At 70.3% G+C, this 16,650-nt stretch carries 10 protein-coding genes and 1 pseudogene; 6 read left to right on the forward strand and 5 right to left on the reverse strand.

The window, feature by feature from the left end; all coding sequences use genetic code 11:
• Positions 1 to 231 precede the first annotated feature (231 nt).
• The 3 genes and pseudogenes from ACFYYJ_RS16815 to ACFYYJ_RS16825 all read right to left on the reverse strand — a co-directional run bounded on the left by ACFYYJ_RS16815 (position 232) and on the right by ACFYYJ_RS16825 (position 4,768).
• Entirely contained in the window at positions 232 to 420 is a 189-nt protein-coding gene (locus ACFYYJ_RS16815; protein ID WP_385120463.1) for a hypothetical protein, read from the reverse strand.
• Positions 421 to 2,718: 2,298 nt separating this feature from the next.
• Positions 2,719 to 2,991 (reverse strand): annotated as a pseudogene (locus ACFYYJ_RS16820) (transposase); the annotation flags it as partial.
• A gap of 409 nt (positions 2,992 to 3,400) precedes the next feature.
• Complete coding sequence (locus ACFYYJ_RS16825; RefSeq protein ID WP_389133062.1) at positions 3,401 to 4,768, reverse strand: alkaline phosphatase; 1,368 nt, start codon at positions 4,766 to 4,768, stop codon at positions 3,401 to 3,403.
• A gap of 553 nt (positions 4,769 to 5,321) precedes the next feature.
• On the opposite strand from ACFYYJ_RS16825, the gene ACFYYJ_RS16830 reads away from it, so the two are divergent.
• Positions 5,322 to 6,266, forward strand: coding sequence for a metallophosphoesterase (locus ACFYYJ_RS16830; RefSeq protein WP_389133065.1), 945 nt, complete (start codon positions 5,322 to 5,324; stop codon positions 6,264 to 6,266).
• 137 nt (positions 6,267 to 6,403) lie between these two features.
• Here the strand turns inward: ACFYYJ_RS16830 and ACFYYJ_RS16835 are convergent, their stop codons facing one another.
• Positions 6,404 to 7,630, reverse strand: coding sequence for a saccharopine dehydrogenase family protein (locus ACFYYJ_RS16835; protein WP_389133068.1), 1,227 nt, complete (start codon positions 7,628 to 7,630; stop codon positions 6,404 to 6,406).
• A gap of 113 nt (positions 7,631 to 7,743) precedes the next feature.
• Here ACFYYJ_RS16835 and ACFYYJ_RS16840 point away from each other — a divergent pair, with 113 nt between their 5' ends.
• The 5 genes from ACFYYJ_RS16840 (at position 7,744) to ACFYYJ_RS16860 (ending at position 14,475) form a co-directional block, all read left to right on the forward strand.
• Complete coding sequence (locus ACFYYJ_RS16840) at positions 7,744 to 8,454, forward strand: TetR/AcrR family transcriptional regulator (protein ID WP_389133071.1); 711 nt, start codon at positions 7,744 to 7,746, stop codon at positions 8,452 to 8,454.
• Between the two features lie 154 nt (positions 8,455 to 8,608).
• Positions 8,609 to 10,219 carry an APC family permease gene (locus ACFYYJ_RS16845; RefSeq protein WP_389133074.1) on the forward strand — a complete coding sequence of 537 codons (1,611 nt, stop codon included), beginning with the start codon at positions 8,609 to 8,611 and terminating at the stop codon, positions 10,217 to 10,219.
• 313 nt (positions 10,220 to 10,532) lie between these two features.
• Positions 10,533 to 12,440, forward strand: a complete 1,908-nt coding sequence (locus ACFYYJ_RS16850; RefSeq protein WP_389133077.1) for an alkyl/aryl-sulfatase — start codon at positions 10,533 to 10,535, stop codon at positions 12,438 to 12,440.
• A gap of 211 nt (positions 12,441 to 12,651) precedes the next feature.
• Positions 12,652 to 12,777 (forward strand): hypothetical protein, encoded by a 126-nt coding sequence (locus ACFYYJ_RS16855; RefSeq protein ID WP_389133080.1) that lies wholly within the window; start codon positions 12,652 to 12,654, stop codon positions 12,775 to 12,777.
• Positions 12,778 to 13,122: 345 nt separating this feature from the next.
• The gene (locus ACFYYJ_RS16860; RefSeq protein ID WP_389133083.1) at positions 13,123 to 14,475 is read left to right on the forward strand and encodes a phospholipase D-like domain-containing protein; all 1,353 of its coding nucleotides are present in this window, start codon (positions 13,123 to 13,125) and stop codon (positions 14,473 to 14,475) included.
• 453 nt (positions 14,476 to 14,928) lie between these two features.
• Here ACFYYJ_RS16860 and ACFYYJ_RS16865 read toward each other — a convergent pair whose 3' ends face one another.
• Positions 14,929 to 16,575, reverse strand: a complete 1,647-nt coding sequence (locus ACFYYJ_RS16865; RefSeq protein WP_389133086.1) for an amidohydrolase — start codon at positions 16,573 to 16,575, stop codon at positions 14,929 to 14,931.
• Between the last annotated feature and the right edge of the window lie 75 nt (positions 16,576 to 16,650).

The following is a 16,650-nucleotide window of genomic DNA, read 5'->3' on the forward strand; positions in this document are numbered from 1 at the left end:
CCACCGCCAACCATGCACGAGCTCGTTAGGTCTGGCTGGAGCACGACATCGCGCACCAGGGAGAACGGCTGGGGGCGCCCACCATGTGGTGCGCGCCCCGAGGCGTTGGTGCTTGTTGGCGGTATGCGCGGGTCACGCCGGCCGTGTCGTGACGCAGCAGGGACCTGATCTCCTCCAACGATGGGCGGCCGACCCGGCCCGCGGGCGTCGGTCGCTTGCGCGGTGGGGCTGTCAGCGGGCGTGGTGGTGGATTCCCCGCTGGCCGGGGATGCCGTTCGGCCGCGTGGCGGTGCGGCGGTGGGTGGCCCGGTTGCCCCGGCCGGGCACGGGGTTGCGGCGTACGGGGGCGCTGGGAGCGAGGGCCAGCAGGCCGATGAGGGCGGCGACCACGACAAGGATGAGGGCGGTGACGAGGGTCATGTTCCTGCCTTCCGTCGGGTTCGGACTACCTGTAGCTACTCATTGTTGCCAGAATGAGCGGCGATAAACACGGTGGGTGACATTCGTTGCCGTGGTGGCGTCTCTGCATGGCGGCTGTGAACGTCAGTGGCGGTGTCAGCAGGTTCGGCGGGTGTGGACGTGGTCCGACCGTCCCGGACCCCAACGCCCGGGCGCCAAGCCGGATCCAGGCAGTACCGGCGATCCTCCCAGCCTCTCGGGCAGGCCCGCGGGCCGCGCCGCCTCCTCCACCACCCGATGACGGGGTGAGGTGTTCGGCGGCGCCGACGTCCCGCAGCTGTCGGACCCCGCAGGCGACCTGCGAGTGAGTCAGGCGGGTGGCCGCGACCAATTGCCGGGTCTGGAGACCGGCCGGCCTGGCCTCCATCAAGGCGACCCGGACCCGGTCACCGTAGTGCGTGCTGATCGGGGTGGCCGCACCGCGCATCCGGCGGCGGGCGGTCCGCATCTCACTCGCCGTTGAGGAGTTGGGCGAGCTGCTCGTCCAGGGTGAACCGGCCGCTGTCGAGTCCCCCGCGGTGAATCCTTTTCCCAGTACGGCTGTTCCAGCTGGGCGGGTTGGCCGGTCGGGGCGGAGACCGTCCGCGTGCAGCAGGACACCTGTGAAGAGGCCGTCATGTCGATCAACTGATGGCGGCCGCCACCATTCCCCGCTCCACCCCGGCCGCCTCCTGCCCGCTCCACACATCCCGGTACTGGCCGCGCGACGTACGCGGCCCGAGGCCAACCTTCCCAGCCCAGCGCGCAAAGACGGCTGCCCGTCCGGGATCCGCGATACGAGCCCGTGGCGAACCCGAAGACGCTGATCAGAAGCGGCAGGCAGAACTCCGCACCACCCAGGGGATCATCCCGCCCAGCACTCCCGTCAAAGCCTTCTGGGGCAATGACTGCCGGCAGCTCTCGAACGCCCAGACGCGGACCACCCCACCCCTCACCAGCCCAACCTTCTTCCGGCTCGTCGCCACGGACGCCACGACCGGCGGCCAGGCCCGCACCCATTCATCCTGCACCGGCGTCTTCGCGACGCCGGCCCCGTCTCCTGAGACATCCGACGGCGCGCACATCCGAGTTGAGGGTCTCGGGCCGGTAGGGCCGGTCGCGAGTGCCACGCCGACAGAAACGTCACTCTCCCAGCCGGTCCGCGGCCCGTGGGTAACTGGCCCGGTCCGTGAGGGTTACCAGGACTGCCGGGTGCAAGGGAGCGGGTTGATGGGTGCCGAGGTGACGTCGCCGGACTATGTCAGTGTCTGCGTAAGTCGTCCCGGAGCAAATCGTTTTCCGGGCTTTCTTCTGTCGGGTCGGATGTGGAGTGGCACTACGGAAGGGAAACTTGTGAACCGCCGTCAACGCTTTACAGGGGTCACCGTCGCCGCCGTCTGCATCGCTGCCCTGGCGAGTGCTCCGGCATCAGCAGCGTCAGGAACGACCATGGCCTACATCTCTGGCAGCAGCACTGCACTGACGGGCAGCTGCCGAACCTTCGACTGGGGGGCGCGCTCCGTCGGCATCACTTGCTACCTGTACAGAAACGGCGCGACCGTGGAGCGCTCCACTACAAGTGGCAAGGGTGGTGCGTCGTCACCGACCTTCTACGTGCCCTGTCCGGTTCCCGGCCGCTGGGAGGTAGCGGCGTATGGACCCGACGGGCAGAGTGACCACAAATACCTCACCGTCTGATCCAGCCTCCTTCCCCTATCTCCCATGGTGGCGCACATGCCAAACGTAGCCTTTCCAGCGCTCGGGTTCCCCGTGTGGGACTGCGACAGCCCGCTGCCCCCGAGGCCTGAGGACGTCTACGGGGCCACTGAAGACGGTGGCCCTGTCACTACCATCGGTCTCCCGCGAGGCCGGCAGGGCCCCGATACTCCGTGGGTCCACGTCTACTCGTTCTCCCCTGACTATCCGCGCAGTATTGGGGCTGCCAGCTATACCGGAGCAGCCTTCACACACCTGATTGAGGTGCTCACTGCAGGGATTGCCTCCGAGAGCGAGCGGCGGCGGATCGCCGAGGACCTCGGAATGATCCCGCTGCGGGACCATTCCGGGCGGCCTGGGACGGTGCGGGTGCTGGGGCGGCTCGTCGAGGGCGCCGGCTGGCAGGTCGGAGAAAGCAGCTCGGTGTTCGCTGCGATCACAGGACATTCAGGCCTCGCCATCGCCCGACACCTCGTTCCCGAGCTGCCCGCCCTGGTCGACGCAGACCCCACCCTCTGGGGCGATTCCATCGCGGACCTGACACGGCTCCTCACGCCCAGGGATTGAAAGAAGCGACACAACACCGTCCTTCTGCCAGGCTGCGAAGTAGCCGTAGACGGTTTCCCATGGCGCGAAGTCGTGCGGAAGGTACCTCCAGGCAATGCCGGTGCGGTCGACGTAGAGGACCGCGTCCATGATCCGGCGCAGGTCATGCTCGGGTGGCCGGCCGATGTCCATGCCCTTCCCTCTCCGCTCGGCCCGCCAGGCCGACAGGATCGGTTCCAGGAGTTCCCACCGGGCATCGGACAAGTCACTCGGATACGGTCGTTGGCGCATGTTTCGGCACTACCGCCGGCCGGCACCGCCAGACAGGGCGCAAACGGGGGTGAGTAGGGGTGCCTTGGGATCAGACAGGAGTGAAGGGGCCGAAACGGACCGACGACCGACGCCGGCATCCACATCTGACACACAGGCACCAGACTCAACAGTCACCCCGTGGCAGCCACCCGTCCAAGTCGCAAGGAAATACCTTCGCCGGGCCAAAAGCTCTTTAAGGGTTCTGGCACAGATTCCGTGAAGCCGATCAACGGGGTTGGCCTCGTCGACGAGGGCCCGTGGGCGAGGAGAAGGCCGGGGTGCCGGACCGCCCCTCCACAGCGACCGGCGGGCTGGGCGGACAGCCGGCCGCCGGCCGCTGCGGCGGACCTCGGCGCGACCGGCGTCCTGCTTCCGTATGGGGCGCGTGTCAGCGCAGGCGGAGCGCCTCGCTGATGGTGGTGAACAGGTCGGTCTGGTTGGTGATGCCCAGGACGCGGTAGGCCTGGGGGCCCTGGGCCGCGATGCGGACCTCGGTGCCGGTGTGTTCCTGGGACTGGCCCGGGGTGTTGGTGGAGTAGTTGACCTTCAGCTGCTGGCCCTCGTCGGTCACCAGGGTGGAGGACAGGCCGGGCGGGGTGGCTTCCAGCGGGACGATCTGGCTGGTGTGCCCGTGGTCGGCGGTGGTGACCACGAGGGTGTCGGGGTGGCCGGCCGCGTAATCCCGGGCGACCTTGACCGCGCGGTCGAAGGCCGCGGTCTCGCCGATCTGGCCACAGGGGTCGGCGGCGTGGTCCTGCTTGTCGATCGAGGCTCCCTCGATCTGCAGGAAGAAGCCCTGCTTGGAGTGCTTCTGCTTCTGCTTGGCCTCCAGGAGCTGGATCGCCTTGGTCGCGGACGCCTCCAGGCTCGGGGTCGTGGACGGGCGCTTGGGGTTGGAGGTGACGCAGCGCTGCGGTTCCGTGCCGCCGACCGCGGCCGGCTTGCCGGTCCACTCGACGGGCACGTTGCCGGTGGCGAACAGGCCGAGTACCGGCTCGCCGGGCTTCGCGCCGTTCAGGCCCGCGCTGTCGGTGACGACGTTGTAGCCGAGCTTCTGGGCCTGCTCGGTGACGGTGAGGCCCTTGTACCGGCCGTCGGTGACCTTCTGGTCGAAGCGCTGCTTGCCGCCTCCGAGGAGGACGTCGACCTGGTGGTTGACCGACTGCTCTGCGATGGAGCCGGGGCCGCCCGCCGCGATGGTGTCGGTGGGGCACTTGGCCATGTCGGCCGGGCCCTGGCAGGAGCGGTCGGTGGTGTGGGAGGCGAGGACGGCCGGGGTGGCGTCGGTGAGCTCGGCGGTGGTGACGCTGCCGGTGGCGTAGCCCTTCCTCTGGGCGAGTTCCAGGAGGGTGGGGGCGGCCTTGTCGGTGCCGGGGGTCTTGGAGATGCGGCCGTTGACCGTCTTGATCCCGGTGGCCCAGCCGGTGCCGCTGGCCGCGGAGTCGGTGACGTAGTCGGGCGTGCCGTCCGCGTGGACCGCGTAGGTGGTGTAGGAGCCGGTGAGCGGGAACTTGTCCATGTTCAGGCGGCCGTTGGCGCCGGCGGTGTAGTCGCGGGCGAGGGTGATCTCCGAGTCGCCCATGCCGTCGCCGATGAGCAGGATGACGTTCTTCGCGTTGCCGCCCTGAACCGCTGCCCTTGCCCGCTGGGCTGTGTCGGTCGCGCCTGCGGTGGAGGTGACCGCCACGGCTGCGACGGCTGAGGCTGCGGCGACGGCGGTGGCCACCGCGAGGTGGCGGCGCGTGGGCTTGGGCATGGGTTCCACTCCTCGATGCAACTGGATGGCCGGTGCGTCGACCGGCGTGGAGCAGACCATCAGGGGCTTGCGAAGACGAGGTGAACGGCTGGTCGAACGCGCGTGTCCCGGACCCCCGGTGTCGGTCAAGTGGTCGAGCCCGGTCGGAGGGTGGCCGTGCCGCAGGCACTCGGCGCCGCCGGCGCGAGCGAGGGTCGTGGGGCCAACGGCGAAGCGTCCGGCGTTCTCACGAGCCGCCCCGGTCACAGCTGAACAACATTCAGCTTTTGGCCACCACCGTGCCGTGCCCGTATGGGAGAACAGGCTGCATGTGCGGAGACGACGCGATACCCGAGAGAGCGGACCTGACGGAGAGCCAGTGGGCCGAGAGCCTGGGGCTGGCAAGCCGACGTGCCGGCGAACCCACGCTGCGCCGGCGGACACTGCTGGCCTCGATGGTGGTGGGCGCCACGCTCGCCACCCTGCCGGGCGGGCCGCGGCCGAGCCGGCGCACACGGACGGCCCGGAAAAGTTCCCGCTGCCCACCGGAGTGGGCCGCGACGGCACCCTGTCCGTGCTGATCACCGGCGACGCGGGAACCGGGGGAACCGCTCAGTACGCGGTGGCCGCGGCCGCCCGCCAGGTCTGCGCGGCCGAGGGCGTGCTGCTGGCCGTGGGGCTCGGCGACAACATCTACGAGAACGGCCCCGATTCCGACCACGACTCCGAATTCGCCTCGAAGTTCGAGAATCCCAACACCGGCATCGACGTCCCCTGGCTCATGGTGCTCGGCAACCACGACTGCTCCGGCATCATCCCCGGCAGCGGCGGCGACCCGTCCCGGGGCGACCGAGAGGTGGCCTACGCGGCGGTCTCCCCCCGGTGGTACATGCCGTCCCGGTACTACTCGGTGACCGTTCCCGCCACCCCCGGGGGCACCACGCCGCTCGTGGAGTTCTTCGCCCTCGACACGAACCCCGTGGCCTCCACCGTCACGCAGACCGACCCGTACTACCAATGGGACGGCCCGTACATGCGCGAGCAGCGCCGCTGGCTCGACGAGTCGCTGTCCCGCTCACAGGCCAGGTGGAAGGTCGTGCTCGGCCACCACCCCCATCTGAACAACGGCAAGCACGGCAACGCCGGCCGCTATGACGGATTCCTCGTCGGCCACTACACACGCGGGATCCACCTCAAAGAGCTGTACGAGGAAGTCGTCTGCGGACGAGCCGACCTGATCCTGTCCGGGCACGACCACACCCTCCAGGTGCTGGAGCCCACGGCGGCCGGCCGGGGCACCCGGCAGATCGTCTGCGGAGCGGCCGGCAAGACGGGCGACGGCCGGGCACACGGGTCGACCCCGGCCCGCTGGCAGGACTTCTCCCGACACGGCTTCATGATCGCCAAGATTGCCGCGGACCGCCTGACCCTGAACGCCTACACCGTCAACGTCGACACCGCACAGGCCGCCTTGGCCCACACCTCGTCCGTCCAGCCCCTGCGAGTTCCGGCCGTCTGAACCCCGGGGTCGTCTTCCTGCCCGTCGCGTCGCCGCGATACGCCATGGCCCTGGAGCCGGCCGCGTTCCGTTGAAGCGTGCAACGGCGAGCGGGGGCGTCGACGGGAAGTCCTGTCAACGCCCCCGCTCCGCTCCGATCAGCCCTGTTCGCGGATGCCCCACGGGGAGCCGTACGCGGTCAGCAGGTCCAGGAACGGGCGCGCGGGCAGGGCCTCCGGGCCGAGTACGCCCGACTCCGCCCAGACCCCGCCGGCCATGAGTTCGAGCGCCACGACCGGGTTGACCGCGGTCTGCCAGACCACGGCCTGTGAACCGTACTCGCCCATCGACCACTCGTTGTCCACCACGTGGTACAGGTACACCTCGCGCGGCCGGCCGTCCTTGCTGCCCTTCACCCAGGTCCCCGCGCAGGTCTTGCCCGACATCCGTTCGCCCAGCGTGGCCGGGTCGGGCAAACACGCCGCCACCACGTCGCGCGGCGAAACCCGTACCGGGGTGCCGTCCGCTCCGCGCACCGTGACCGGTTCGGTCGAGTCCAGGCCCAGCGCGTGCAGGGTCTTCAGCTTGCCGATGAAGTCCTCGCCCAGGCCGTACTTGAAGGTGACCCGTCGGGCGTCCACCCAGCGCGGTACCAGCAGCACCTCCTCGTGCTCGACGTTGACGCACTCGACCGGGCCGATGCCCTCCGGGAAGTCGAACACCTCCGGCTCGCTGAACGGCTCGGTGGTGAACCATCCGCGGTCCCGCTCGTAGACCACCGGCGGGTTCAGGCACTCCTCGATCGTCGTCCAGATGTTGAAGGACGGGGCGAACTCGTGGCCCTCGACCGTCAGGTTCGCCCCGTCGCGGATGCCGATCTCCTCGATCTCGTCGAAGAGCTCGTCGGCCGCGTACCGGGCGAAGACGTCCGACAGGCCGGGCTCCACGCCCATGCCGACGAGAGCCAGCCGCCCCGACTTCTCCCAGGCCTCGGCCCGCTCGAACTGCTCGTCGCCGAGCTTGACCCCGCACTCCTCGTAGGGCTTGCCGGGGTGCGGCCGGGACAGGGACATGGCCATGTCCACGTAGTGGCTGTCCGCGGCGAGGGCCGCCTCGAACAGCGGCATGACGAACCGCGGGTCCGTGGCGTTCAGCAGCACGTCGCACTGCTCCTCGGTCAGGAGCGCCGCCACCGCCGCCTGGTCCGAGGCATCGATGCGGCGCGCGTGGAACCGGCCGCCGGCCTCGCCGAGCGCGGCGACGGCCGCCTCCGCGCGGGCCAGGTCGTAGTCGGCGACCACGAAACGGTCGAAGAAGTCCCGGCGGGCCGCGATCCGGGTGATCGCGGTACCGACGCCGCCGGCGCCCACAAGCAGAACACGCATGACGAAACCCTCTCTCGGTGAGGTTCGCGGAGTTCCGCGCCTCATGGGAGGGATGAAAGCCGGGGCCGCAAGATAAGGTCAATGGCGTTGGCATAAGGAGAAGGAGGTGTCTGATGGCGAAGCCCGTGGTCCCCGAGGAAGCCCGCAGGCGCCGGCGCCCCACCCGGCAGGGCGTCGTCCTGTCCGAGCGGCTGATCGTCGAAACCGCCCTGCGCATGCTGCGCGAACACGGCAGTGCCGGCCTGACCGCCCGCCGGCTCGGCGCCGCCCTCGGCGCTGACCCCAGCACCCTGTACCGGTACTTCGACGGCATGGACTCCCTCACCCTGGCCATCGGTGAGGAGCTCATCGGCCGGGCCCTCGACGGCTGGGCGGTCACCGGCCAGTGGCGTCACGACCTGCGCGAACTGGGGCTCCGCATTCACGGCGCCTACCTCTCGCACCCACAGGCAGCCGTACTGACCGCCGGCCGGGTGACCGGCCGGCCCCGCGAGATCGCCGCCGACGAAGCCGTACTCGGCATCCTGCGCACCGCGGGCTTCCCCGACCCGGAGGCGGTCCTGATCTACCACGCCTTCATCGACCAGAGCCTGGCCTTCGCGGCCCTCGACGCCGGCGCCCTCGCCCTGTCCGAGTCTTCCCGGACCTCCGACGAGGGGCAGTGGGAGTCCACCTACGCCCGGCTGCCGGTCGACGAGTACCCGCACATCAACGCCACCAGGCGGCTGCTCGCCGCCCGGATGAACCACAGCGCCTACCCGGTCGCCCTGGACATGCTGCTCGCGAGCGCGGAGACACGCCTCCAGGCACTGCGGGACGGCTGACCCGGCCACTCCCCCAGGACCTGCGCGGATCCCTTACGCCAACACCATTGACCCTTCCCCGCCCGCACGGGTTTCCTCTTCGCAGTTCACACCCTGTTCACACCGCGCCCGCAACGGCGTGGCCCGCACACCGCACTCAGTACAGCGAGGGACGATGGCCGCAGACACCCCGCCGGTAACCACCCCCCGGGCCGCCACGGCCACCGCCACGCCCGCCGCCGCGGGCGGCTCGACCCTCACCGTCGGCACGGGCGTCGTGGTCGGCACTGTCGGCACCTCGGCCCCGAGCGGGAACGGCACGCCGACGGCACACGCCCCGGCCGGCGCCCTCACACCGGACGCGATCGGCTTCCTCGACGCCCTCGCCATCGGCCTCAACGCCACGTCGCCCGCCTACTCGCTGGCCGCCGTCATCGGCCCCCTCGTCGCCCTGGTAGGCGTCCACGCCCCCGGAGTGATGCTCGCGTCCTTCGTCCCCATGCTGCTGATCGCCTCCGCCTTCCACTTCCTCAACCGGGCCGATCCCGACTGCGGCACGACCTTCTCCTGGGTCACCCGCGCTCTGGGCCCCACCACCGGATGGATGGGCGGCTGGGCCATAGCGATGACCGGAGTGCTCGTCGTCGGCTCGCTCGCCGACGTCGCCGTCGGCTTCGGCCTGCTCGCCGTCGGGGCCGACGGACTGGCCGACAACACCCTGGTCCGCGAGGCCCTCACCGTCCTGCTGATCCTCCTCATGTCCTGGCTGTGCGTACGCGGCACCGAGGTGTCGGCCCGCTTCCAGAACGTGCTCGTGCTGCTCCAGGTCCTGTGCCTCGTCGTGTTCGCGGGCGTCGCCGTGTTCCGCGTATACGCCGGGACGGGGTCCCTGGACGCCGTTCGCCCCGCCGCCGGCTGGCTCGACCCCTTCGGGGCCGGCGGCTCCGCGCTCACCGGCGGCCTGCTGCTCGGCGTCTTCGCGTACTGGGGCTGGGAATCCGCCGTCAACCTGACCGAGGAGACCAAGGACCCCGCCAACGCCCCCGGCCGGGCCGGCATCTGGTCGACGGTGGTCCTCCTGGCGACCTACCTGGCCGTGGCCTTCGCGGTCGTGGCCTACGCCGGCACCGCGTACCTCGCCGGACGGGCGGACACGGAGGAGGACGTGTTCGCCGCGCTCGCCCGTGAGGTGCTCGGCGGCTGGGACTGGATCCTGCTCCTCGCCGTCGCCACCTCCGCCCTCGCCTCGACGCAGACGACCATCATCCCGGCCTCCCGCACCGCGCTCTCGATGGCCCGCCGCAAGGCACTGCCCGCCGGATTCGGTCACATAGACGCCCGCCGGGGCACACCGAGCACCAGCACCTGGTGGGTCACAGGCACGGCGATCGTCTGGTACGTCGTCATCCACCGGATCAGCGAGAACGCCCTCGCGGACTCCCTGACCGCCCTGTCGCTGCTCATCGCCTTCTACTACGCCCTCACCGGCATCGCGTGCGCCGTCTGGTACCGGCGTCGGCTGATGCGGGGGCCGGGCCCCTTCCTCCTGCTCGGCGCGGGCCCGCTGCTCGGCTCGGCCATGCTGATCTGGCTGCTGGTCGAGTCCGTCGTCGACATGGCCGATCCGGCCAACGCCTCCAGTTCGACGGCCTGGTTCGGGCTGGGCGCCCCGCTGGTCATCGCGCTCTTCCTGGCCGGCGCCGGGGTGGTGCTGATGCTGGTGCGCCGCGCCGCGTCCGGAGCCTTCTGGCGCGAACGCCCCGGCGTGGCTCCCGAGGCGCCGTAGGCCCCCACGCGTGCCGGCCTCCCGGCCGGGGTCCGGTCGGGAGGATCCCCGAAGACTCTGCTTCACCGCCCGCGCGCGTCACCGGCGGCACTCTCGCGATCTCGGACGAGAGGACGCTCCCGGCACCTGGGCGACACGGATGGCCCGGAGCCAGTTGACCGCATAAGCCCGAAATATGTCGGTAACGTGTGACCAGCCCGCCTGGTGGTGGTGTGGACCGCCCCGTCCGAGCCGGTGCTCCGTTCGCGCCATGCGCCCGCATCCTCCGTGGCGAGGACGCCAGGAATCCGCGCCGCTCGAATGGAGCTGCCCCATGAGTCAGAGCCGAGCAACCGAGGCGACGCGCCGTTCCCTGGCGGGCGCGGTCGAGGCGTTGCCGATGGCCGATGAGCAGGATTTCGAGGACGTCGCCCGGGGGTTCGTCGGGCGCAGCATCGTCCGGCAGATCACCGCGGTGGACGGGCGGATCGTCTGGGACCTGGACGCCTACCGGTTCATGGACGGGGGCGAGGGCGGGGGCGGGGACGCGCCGGAGACGGTCAATCCGAGCCTGTGGCGCCAGGGGCGACTGCTGATCCAGGACGGCCTGTTCGAGGTCGTTCCCGGGATCTACCAGCTCAGGGGCTTCGACCTGTCGGTCATGAGCGTCATCGAGGGCGACAGCGGCGTCATCGTCGTCGATCCGCTGGTCACCAAGGAGACCGCGGCCGCGGCCTTCGCCCTCTACACCGAGCACCGGGGCCCGCGTCCGGTCTCCGCGGTCATCTACACCCATTCGCACATCGACCACTTCGGGGGCGTGAAGGGGGTGGTCGGTGACGACGACGTCACCTCGGGGCGCACGCAGATCATCGCCCCGGACGGTTTCATGGAACACGCGGTGTCGGAGAACGTGTTCGCCGGTACGGCCATGGCCCGGCGGGCCGGCTACATGTACGGAGCCGCCCTGGACAAAGGACCGTCCGGACAGATCGGTGCGGGCCTGGGGCTGACCGTCTCGGACGGCGAAGCGACGCTCATTCCTCCCACCGTCCACATCACGAAGACCGGTCAGACGCTCACCGTCGACGGAGTCCGGATCGTCTTCCAGGTCACGCCGGGCACGGAAGCGCCAGCAGAGATGAACTTCTACCTTCCCGAACACCGAGCCCTGTGCACCGCGGAGAACACCTCCCACACGCTCCACAACATCCTCACCATCCGCGGTGCGCAGGTACGCGACGCCCGTGCCTGGGCCGACTACCTGACGGAGACCATCGGCCTGTGGGGCGACGAGCTCGACGTCGTGTTCGCCTCGCACCACTGGCCGACGTGGGGGCGGTCGAACGGGGTGGAGTTCCTCAGCCTGCAGCGCGACCTGTACGCCTACGTCCACGACCAGACCCTGCGGCTGCTGAACCAGGGTTACGTCGGGCGCGAGATCGCCGAGATGCTCCGGATGCCGCCGGCCCTGGAGGCCGCCTGGTCCACCCGCGGGTACTACGGCTCGGTCAGCCACAACGTGAAGGCCGTCTACCAGCGGTACATGGGCTGGTACGACGGGAACCCCGCCCACCTGTGGGAGCACCCGCCGGTCGCGGCGGCGCAGCGGTACGTCGCGGCGATGGGCGGTCCGGACGCGGCCGTCGGCGTCGCCCAGCGGGCCTTCGACGAGGGCGACTACCGCTGGGCGGTCGAGGTCCTCAACCACGTCCTGTTCACCGACGAGCACCACGCCCGTGCGCGCACGCTGCAGGCCGACGCTTTCGAGCAGCTCGGCTACGGGGCCGAGAACGGCACCTGGCGCAACGCGTTCCTCTCCGGCGCCCACGAACTGCGGCACGGGAAGTTCGGTACGCCCACCACCGCGGCCACGCCCGACATCATGGCGGCGCTGACGGTCGAACAGGTCTTCGCCGGCATCGGTGTCCGTATCGACGGCCCGCGCGCCTGGGACGAGCACATCGTGCTGTCCTGGGTCATCACGGACGAGGGGACCACCCACGTGGTCGAGGTGCGCAACGGCGCGCTGAACCAGCGCGTGGCCTCCGGCCCCGCGCCCGGCTCGACGACGTTCACCCTCACCCGCCCGGCGCTCATCTCCCTCGTCGTCGGCGGCCAGGACCTGCCGACCGCCCTCGCGGAGGGCACGGTGAGCGTCGAGGGCGACCCCTCGGACCTCGGCCGACTCGTGGACCTGCTCGGCCCCGCCGATCCGGACTTCGCCATCGTGACGCCGTGACGCAGTGAGGTAGGCGTGATGGGTGGGGTTCGGGTTGCGGACCTCATCCTGCCACGTCAGCGAACTCCGGCGTCCAGGTGGCCGGGTACGGCAGGCAGAGCGGCCACTCGGCATCGACGACGCTGATCAGCCCGGCCGACTCGCCCCGGCCGTCCGCGAGTGGCTGATCATCAGCGGCCCGGAGCGTGGGCGCATCCGGTCCGGCAACAGGGTGGACGACGAGGACCTGAAGCCGCTCCTCAACGACGACGGCGCGCCGATGACCTTCACGCGCTGGTACCTGACGTGGCTTGAGAAGGCTGAACGTCAGCCGGTACCTGGCCCGGCGGCAGACTGAGCTGCGCTCCCGGCAGTGCTCGCCCCGGGCTTCCTTGTCCCGCTTTCGGTGCCGGACCCGGCGTACGGATCAGGTCGCCGGACCGCTCCGAAGTGGCACTGAGCGCCCCTGCCACATCGTCTCTCCTGTGTTCCATCGAGTCATCAGTCGGTCTTCCGCCTCCGCTTGCCAGCGGGCAAGGCTGGAACGGACGCCGCTTCGGGGTGGTCCCGGCCCACCACCGGTTCAGTGCGCCGAGTCAGCCGGGCCATGGCCGCGCCCGCGCCTTGAGGATCCCCGGTCTGTCCCCGAAGCACAGCTGGTGACCAGGTCCGTCGTGCAGCGGCACTCTATAGAGTCGCCCGCGTGATCAAGAAGAGAATCCTCGCGGCCCTGCTCATCGGGGGCCTCCTGGCCGTGGGCGCTCCGGCAGCCTCCGCCGAGGACACGACGACGTACGTGACCACCGGCCCCGTCTTCAACAAGCCCAAGGGCACGACCGCCGAGCGGGGCGCGATCCTCAGCCACCTCGGCCGCCTCGTCAACGGCGCCCCGAGCGGGTCGGACATCCGGATATCGCTGTATCTGTTCGGATCGAGCTGGCTCGCGGACCAGCTCGTGGCGGCGCACCACAGGAACGTGAACGTGACCGTCCTCGTCGATGACGACAGCATCACGGACCCCTGGATGTCCGGCTCCGGTGCGGCGGTGCGGGACAAGCTGACCACGGCCTTCGCGGCGACCCCGCCCGCGGGCGAGACGTACGGCAAGTCCTGGTTCAAGGTATGTGCCGCGAACCAGCCGTGCCTGGCCAAGGGCACGGGCGGCGTCAACCACAACAAGTTCTTCCTCTTCTCCCGGACCACCGGAAGCGGCCTGCCCGACAAGGGCAAGCCGGTCGACAACGTCGTCGTGCAGTCCTCGGGCAACCTCACCGCGTGGGACCGCGAGTCCGCCTGGAACGACGCCATGACCGTCGCCGACAACGCGGAGCTGCACGCCGGCTACACCCGTTACTTCGACCTGATGGCCGCCTCGCAGGCGCTGCCGGACGGTTCCGGGCGGGTCGACGACCTGGCGATCGACGTGGAGGCGGGGCCGGCCAAGGGCTACTTCTTCCCGCGCGACTCGACCGACGTCGTCGAGAACATCCTGAGCATGATCGAGACTCCGGTGACGAATCCGGACGGGTCCACCGCCCCGGTCTGCCACGGGAACACCGCCGGCCACGGCACGGCCGACGGGCGTACCGTGATCCGCATCGCCAACGGTCACATCTCCCGGCCTGTCGTCGCCGAGAAGCTCTGGAAGCTGGCCAACGCCGGCTGCTTCGTCGACGTCGTCTACGGCAAGCTCTCCGACTACGGAGCGCAGGGTGTGCACCGCGAGACGGCCTACTGGCTCACGCGGTCGACCGAGAAGGGCAAGATCTCCCTCCACCGTCTGGCCAACGACGATCTGAAGAACCCGGCCGACCCCCAGGTCTCCGGAAGCTTCAGCCACACCAAGTACCTGCTCATCGAGGGCTCGTACAAGGGCGCGAAGGACCAGAAGCTCGTCTTCACCGGTAGCCACACCTACACCGGGATGGCCCTGACCAGCAACGACGAGGCGCTCCTGAAGTACAACAGCCCGACCGTGCACGACGCCTACGTGGCGAACTTCCGCGAGCAGCGCGCCGCCTCGGTCGCGGAGGCCCAGTACGGCGGAGTCCTGTAGGGAGCGTGCGCTCAGGTCACCAGGCGGCCGTCCCGGCCCTGGGGCCCACCGTCGTCGGAGGCGGGCCGCCTGTGGTGGGGTGGCGCGATGATCGCCACAGTGCTTTCGGAGCGCGAACTGGACCAGCGGGGTGGCGCTTCCGTCTTCGTCGTGGGGCCGGACTGTGTCGTCCTGCACGAGAGGCACACCCGGCTGGCGGGGCCCCGGGGTCGCTCGGTGTTCGGTGACCCGCCGTGATGGACGCCGGCATCCGGGGCGGGCGGCTTCGCCGTTCGGGCGCGTGCGTGTGTCACGGGCCGGCCGGGCACCGGGTGTCGCGAGCGCGGGATGTGCGCGCGGCACCCGGTGGTGCGGAGGTGACCGGAGCCCTGTGTTCCAGAGCGTCATCGGGGGTTCAGAAGGTCAGACGGGTTCCGCAGGGTGGGGCCCGGGGCACCGGACCGCGGGAGAGGCTCAGGCGTCGGCCGCAGCGTGAACCCGCTGCCCGCCGACGAAGGTCTGCAGTACCCCTGCGTGCGCGATTTCCTCCTCAGGGCGGGAGAAGATGTCTCGGTCGAGGACGGCGAGGTCGGCCAGCCGGCCCGGAGTGATCGTGCCGGTGTCGTCCAGGTGGTTCACATACGCGCTGCCTGCGGTGTATGCCGTCAGGGCTGCGTTCAGGGTGATGCGCTGCTCGGGGAGGAACACCGGCCGGTCGGAGCCCGGGTCCTTCCGGTTGACGGCGTTGTGGAGCGCCGCGAGCGGGTCGGGGCTGGTCACCGGCCAGTCGCTGCCCGCGGCGAGGACGGCGCCACTGCGTACGAGGTCTGCGAACGGGTACTGGCGGGCGGCTCGTTCGGCTCCCAGGAAGGGAATGGTCAGCTCGTCCATCTGCGGTTCGTGTGCAGCCCACAGAGCCTGGATGTTGGCGGTCGCCCCCAGCGTGCGGAACCGCGGGACGTCGGCCTCGTCCACGACCTGGAGATGTGCCAGGTGGTGCCGGTTGCCGCGCTGCCCGTTGGCGGTGAGCGCGGCCTCGACGGCGTCCAGTGCCTCCCGTACGGCGCGGTCGCCGAGTGCGTGGAAGTGGACTTGGAAGCCCTCGTGGTCCAGCCGGGTCACGATCCGTGCTAGCTCGGCCGGTTCGATGAAGGACAGGCCCGCATTGGCGGAGGCGCAGCCGCAGGCCGTGAAGTACGGCCCGAGCAGGGCGGCGGTCCCGTTCTCGGCGATGCCGTCCTGCATGATCTTGACTGTGTGTGCCTTGATCCGGCCGACAGTGAAGGTGTCGCGGCGCGCGAGCAGCTTTCCGACCTGTTCCAGGCCCTTTTCCCGGTCCCACCAGAGGGCGCCGCGGACCCGGGCGGTCAGCAATCCCTCCAGAGCGGCGCGCCGGTAAGCAGGAGCGGGGTCCGCGGTCGAGGCGTGCTCGCCCAAGAGGGCGTCCTGCCAGGCAGTGATGCCGTGGGAGTGCAGGACTTCCTGTGCACGCAGCAGCCCTGTCAGCTGCTCGTCGAGGGTGACCTGCGGGACGTGGCGTGCCACCAGTGCCATGGCGCCCTCCTGCAGGACTCCGCTGGGCTCCCCGTCGCTGCCGCGCTCGATGCGGCCGTCGGCGGGGTCGGGCGTCAGGCGGGTCACACCGGCCAGTTCCAGGGCCGGGGTGTTGACCCACGCGCCGTGGTGATCGCGGTTGACGAGGTAGACCGGCCGGTCAGGCACGGCCGCGTCGAGCAGGTCACGGCTAGGGATGCCTCCGGGGAAGGTCTCCATCGACCAGCCGCCGCCGGTGATCCACGGGCGGTCGGGGTGGGCGTCGGCCCAGGTTCGGATCCGGGCCAGGCACTCGGACGCCTCGGTGGCACCGCTCAGGTCGCACTGGCCCAGTTCCACTCCGGCACCCACCGGGTGGACGTGGGCGTCCTGGAAGCCGGGAACCAGCAGCCGCCCGCGCAGGTCCACCACCTCGGTCGCCGGCCCGATCAGGTCGTGGACCTCGTCGTGCCCGACCGCGACGATCTTCTCCCCCCGCACGGCGACCGAGGTCGCGAACGGCCGCGTGGGGTCCACCGTATGGACCGGCCCCCCGGTGAAGACGAGATCGGCGTGATGCTCAGACATGGGTACTCCAGAGAATCTCGGAAAAGGCGGCCGGTGGACGCTGGGCCCACCGGCGCAGAGGGGCGGGCCGGCTGG

This window comes from Streptomyces sp. NPDC002467 (assembly GCF_042889825.1).
Taxonomy (GTDB): Bacteria; Actinomycetota; Actinomycetes; order Streptomycetales; family Streptomycetaceae; genus Streptomyces.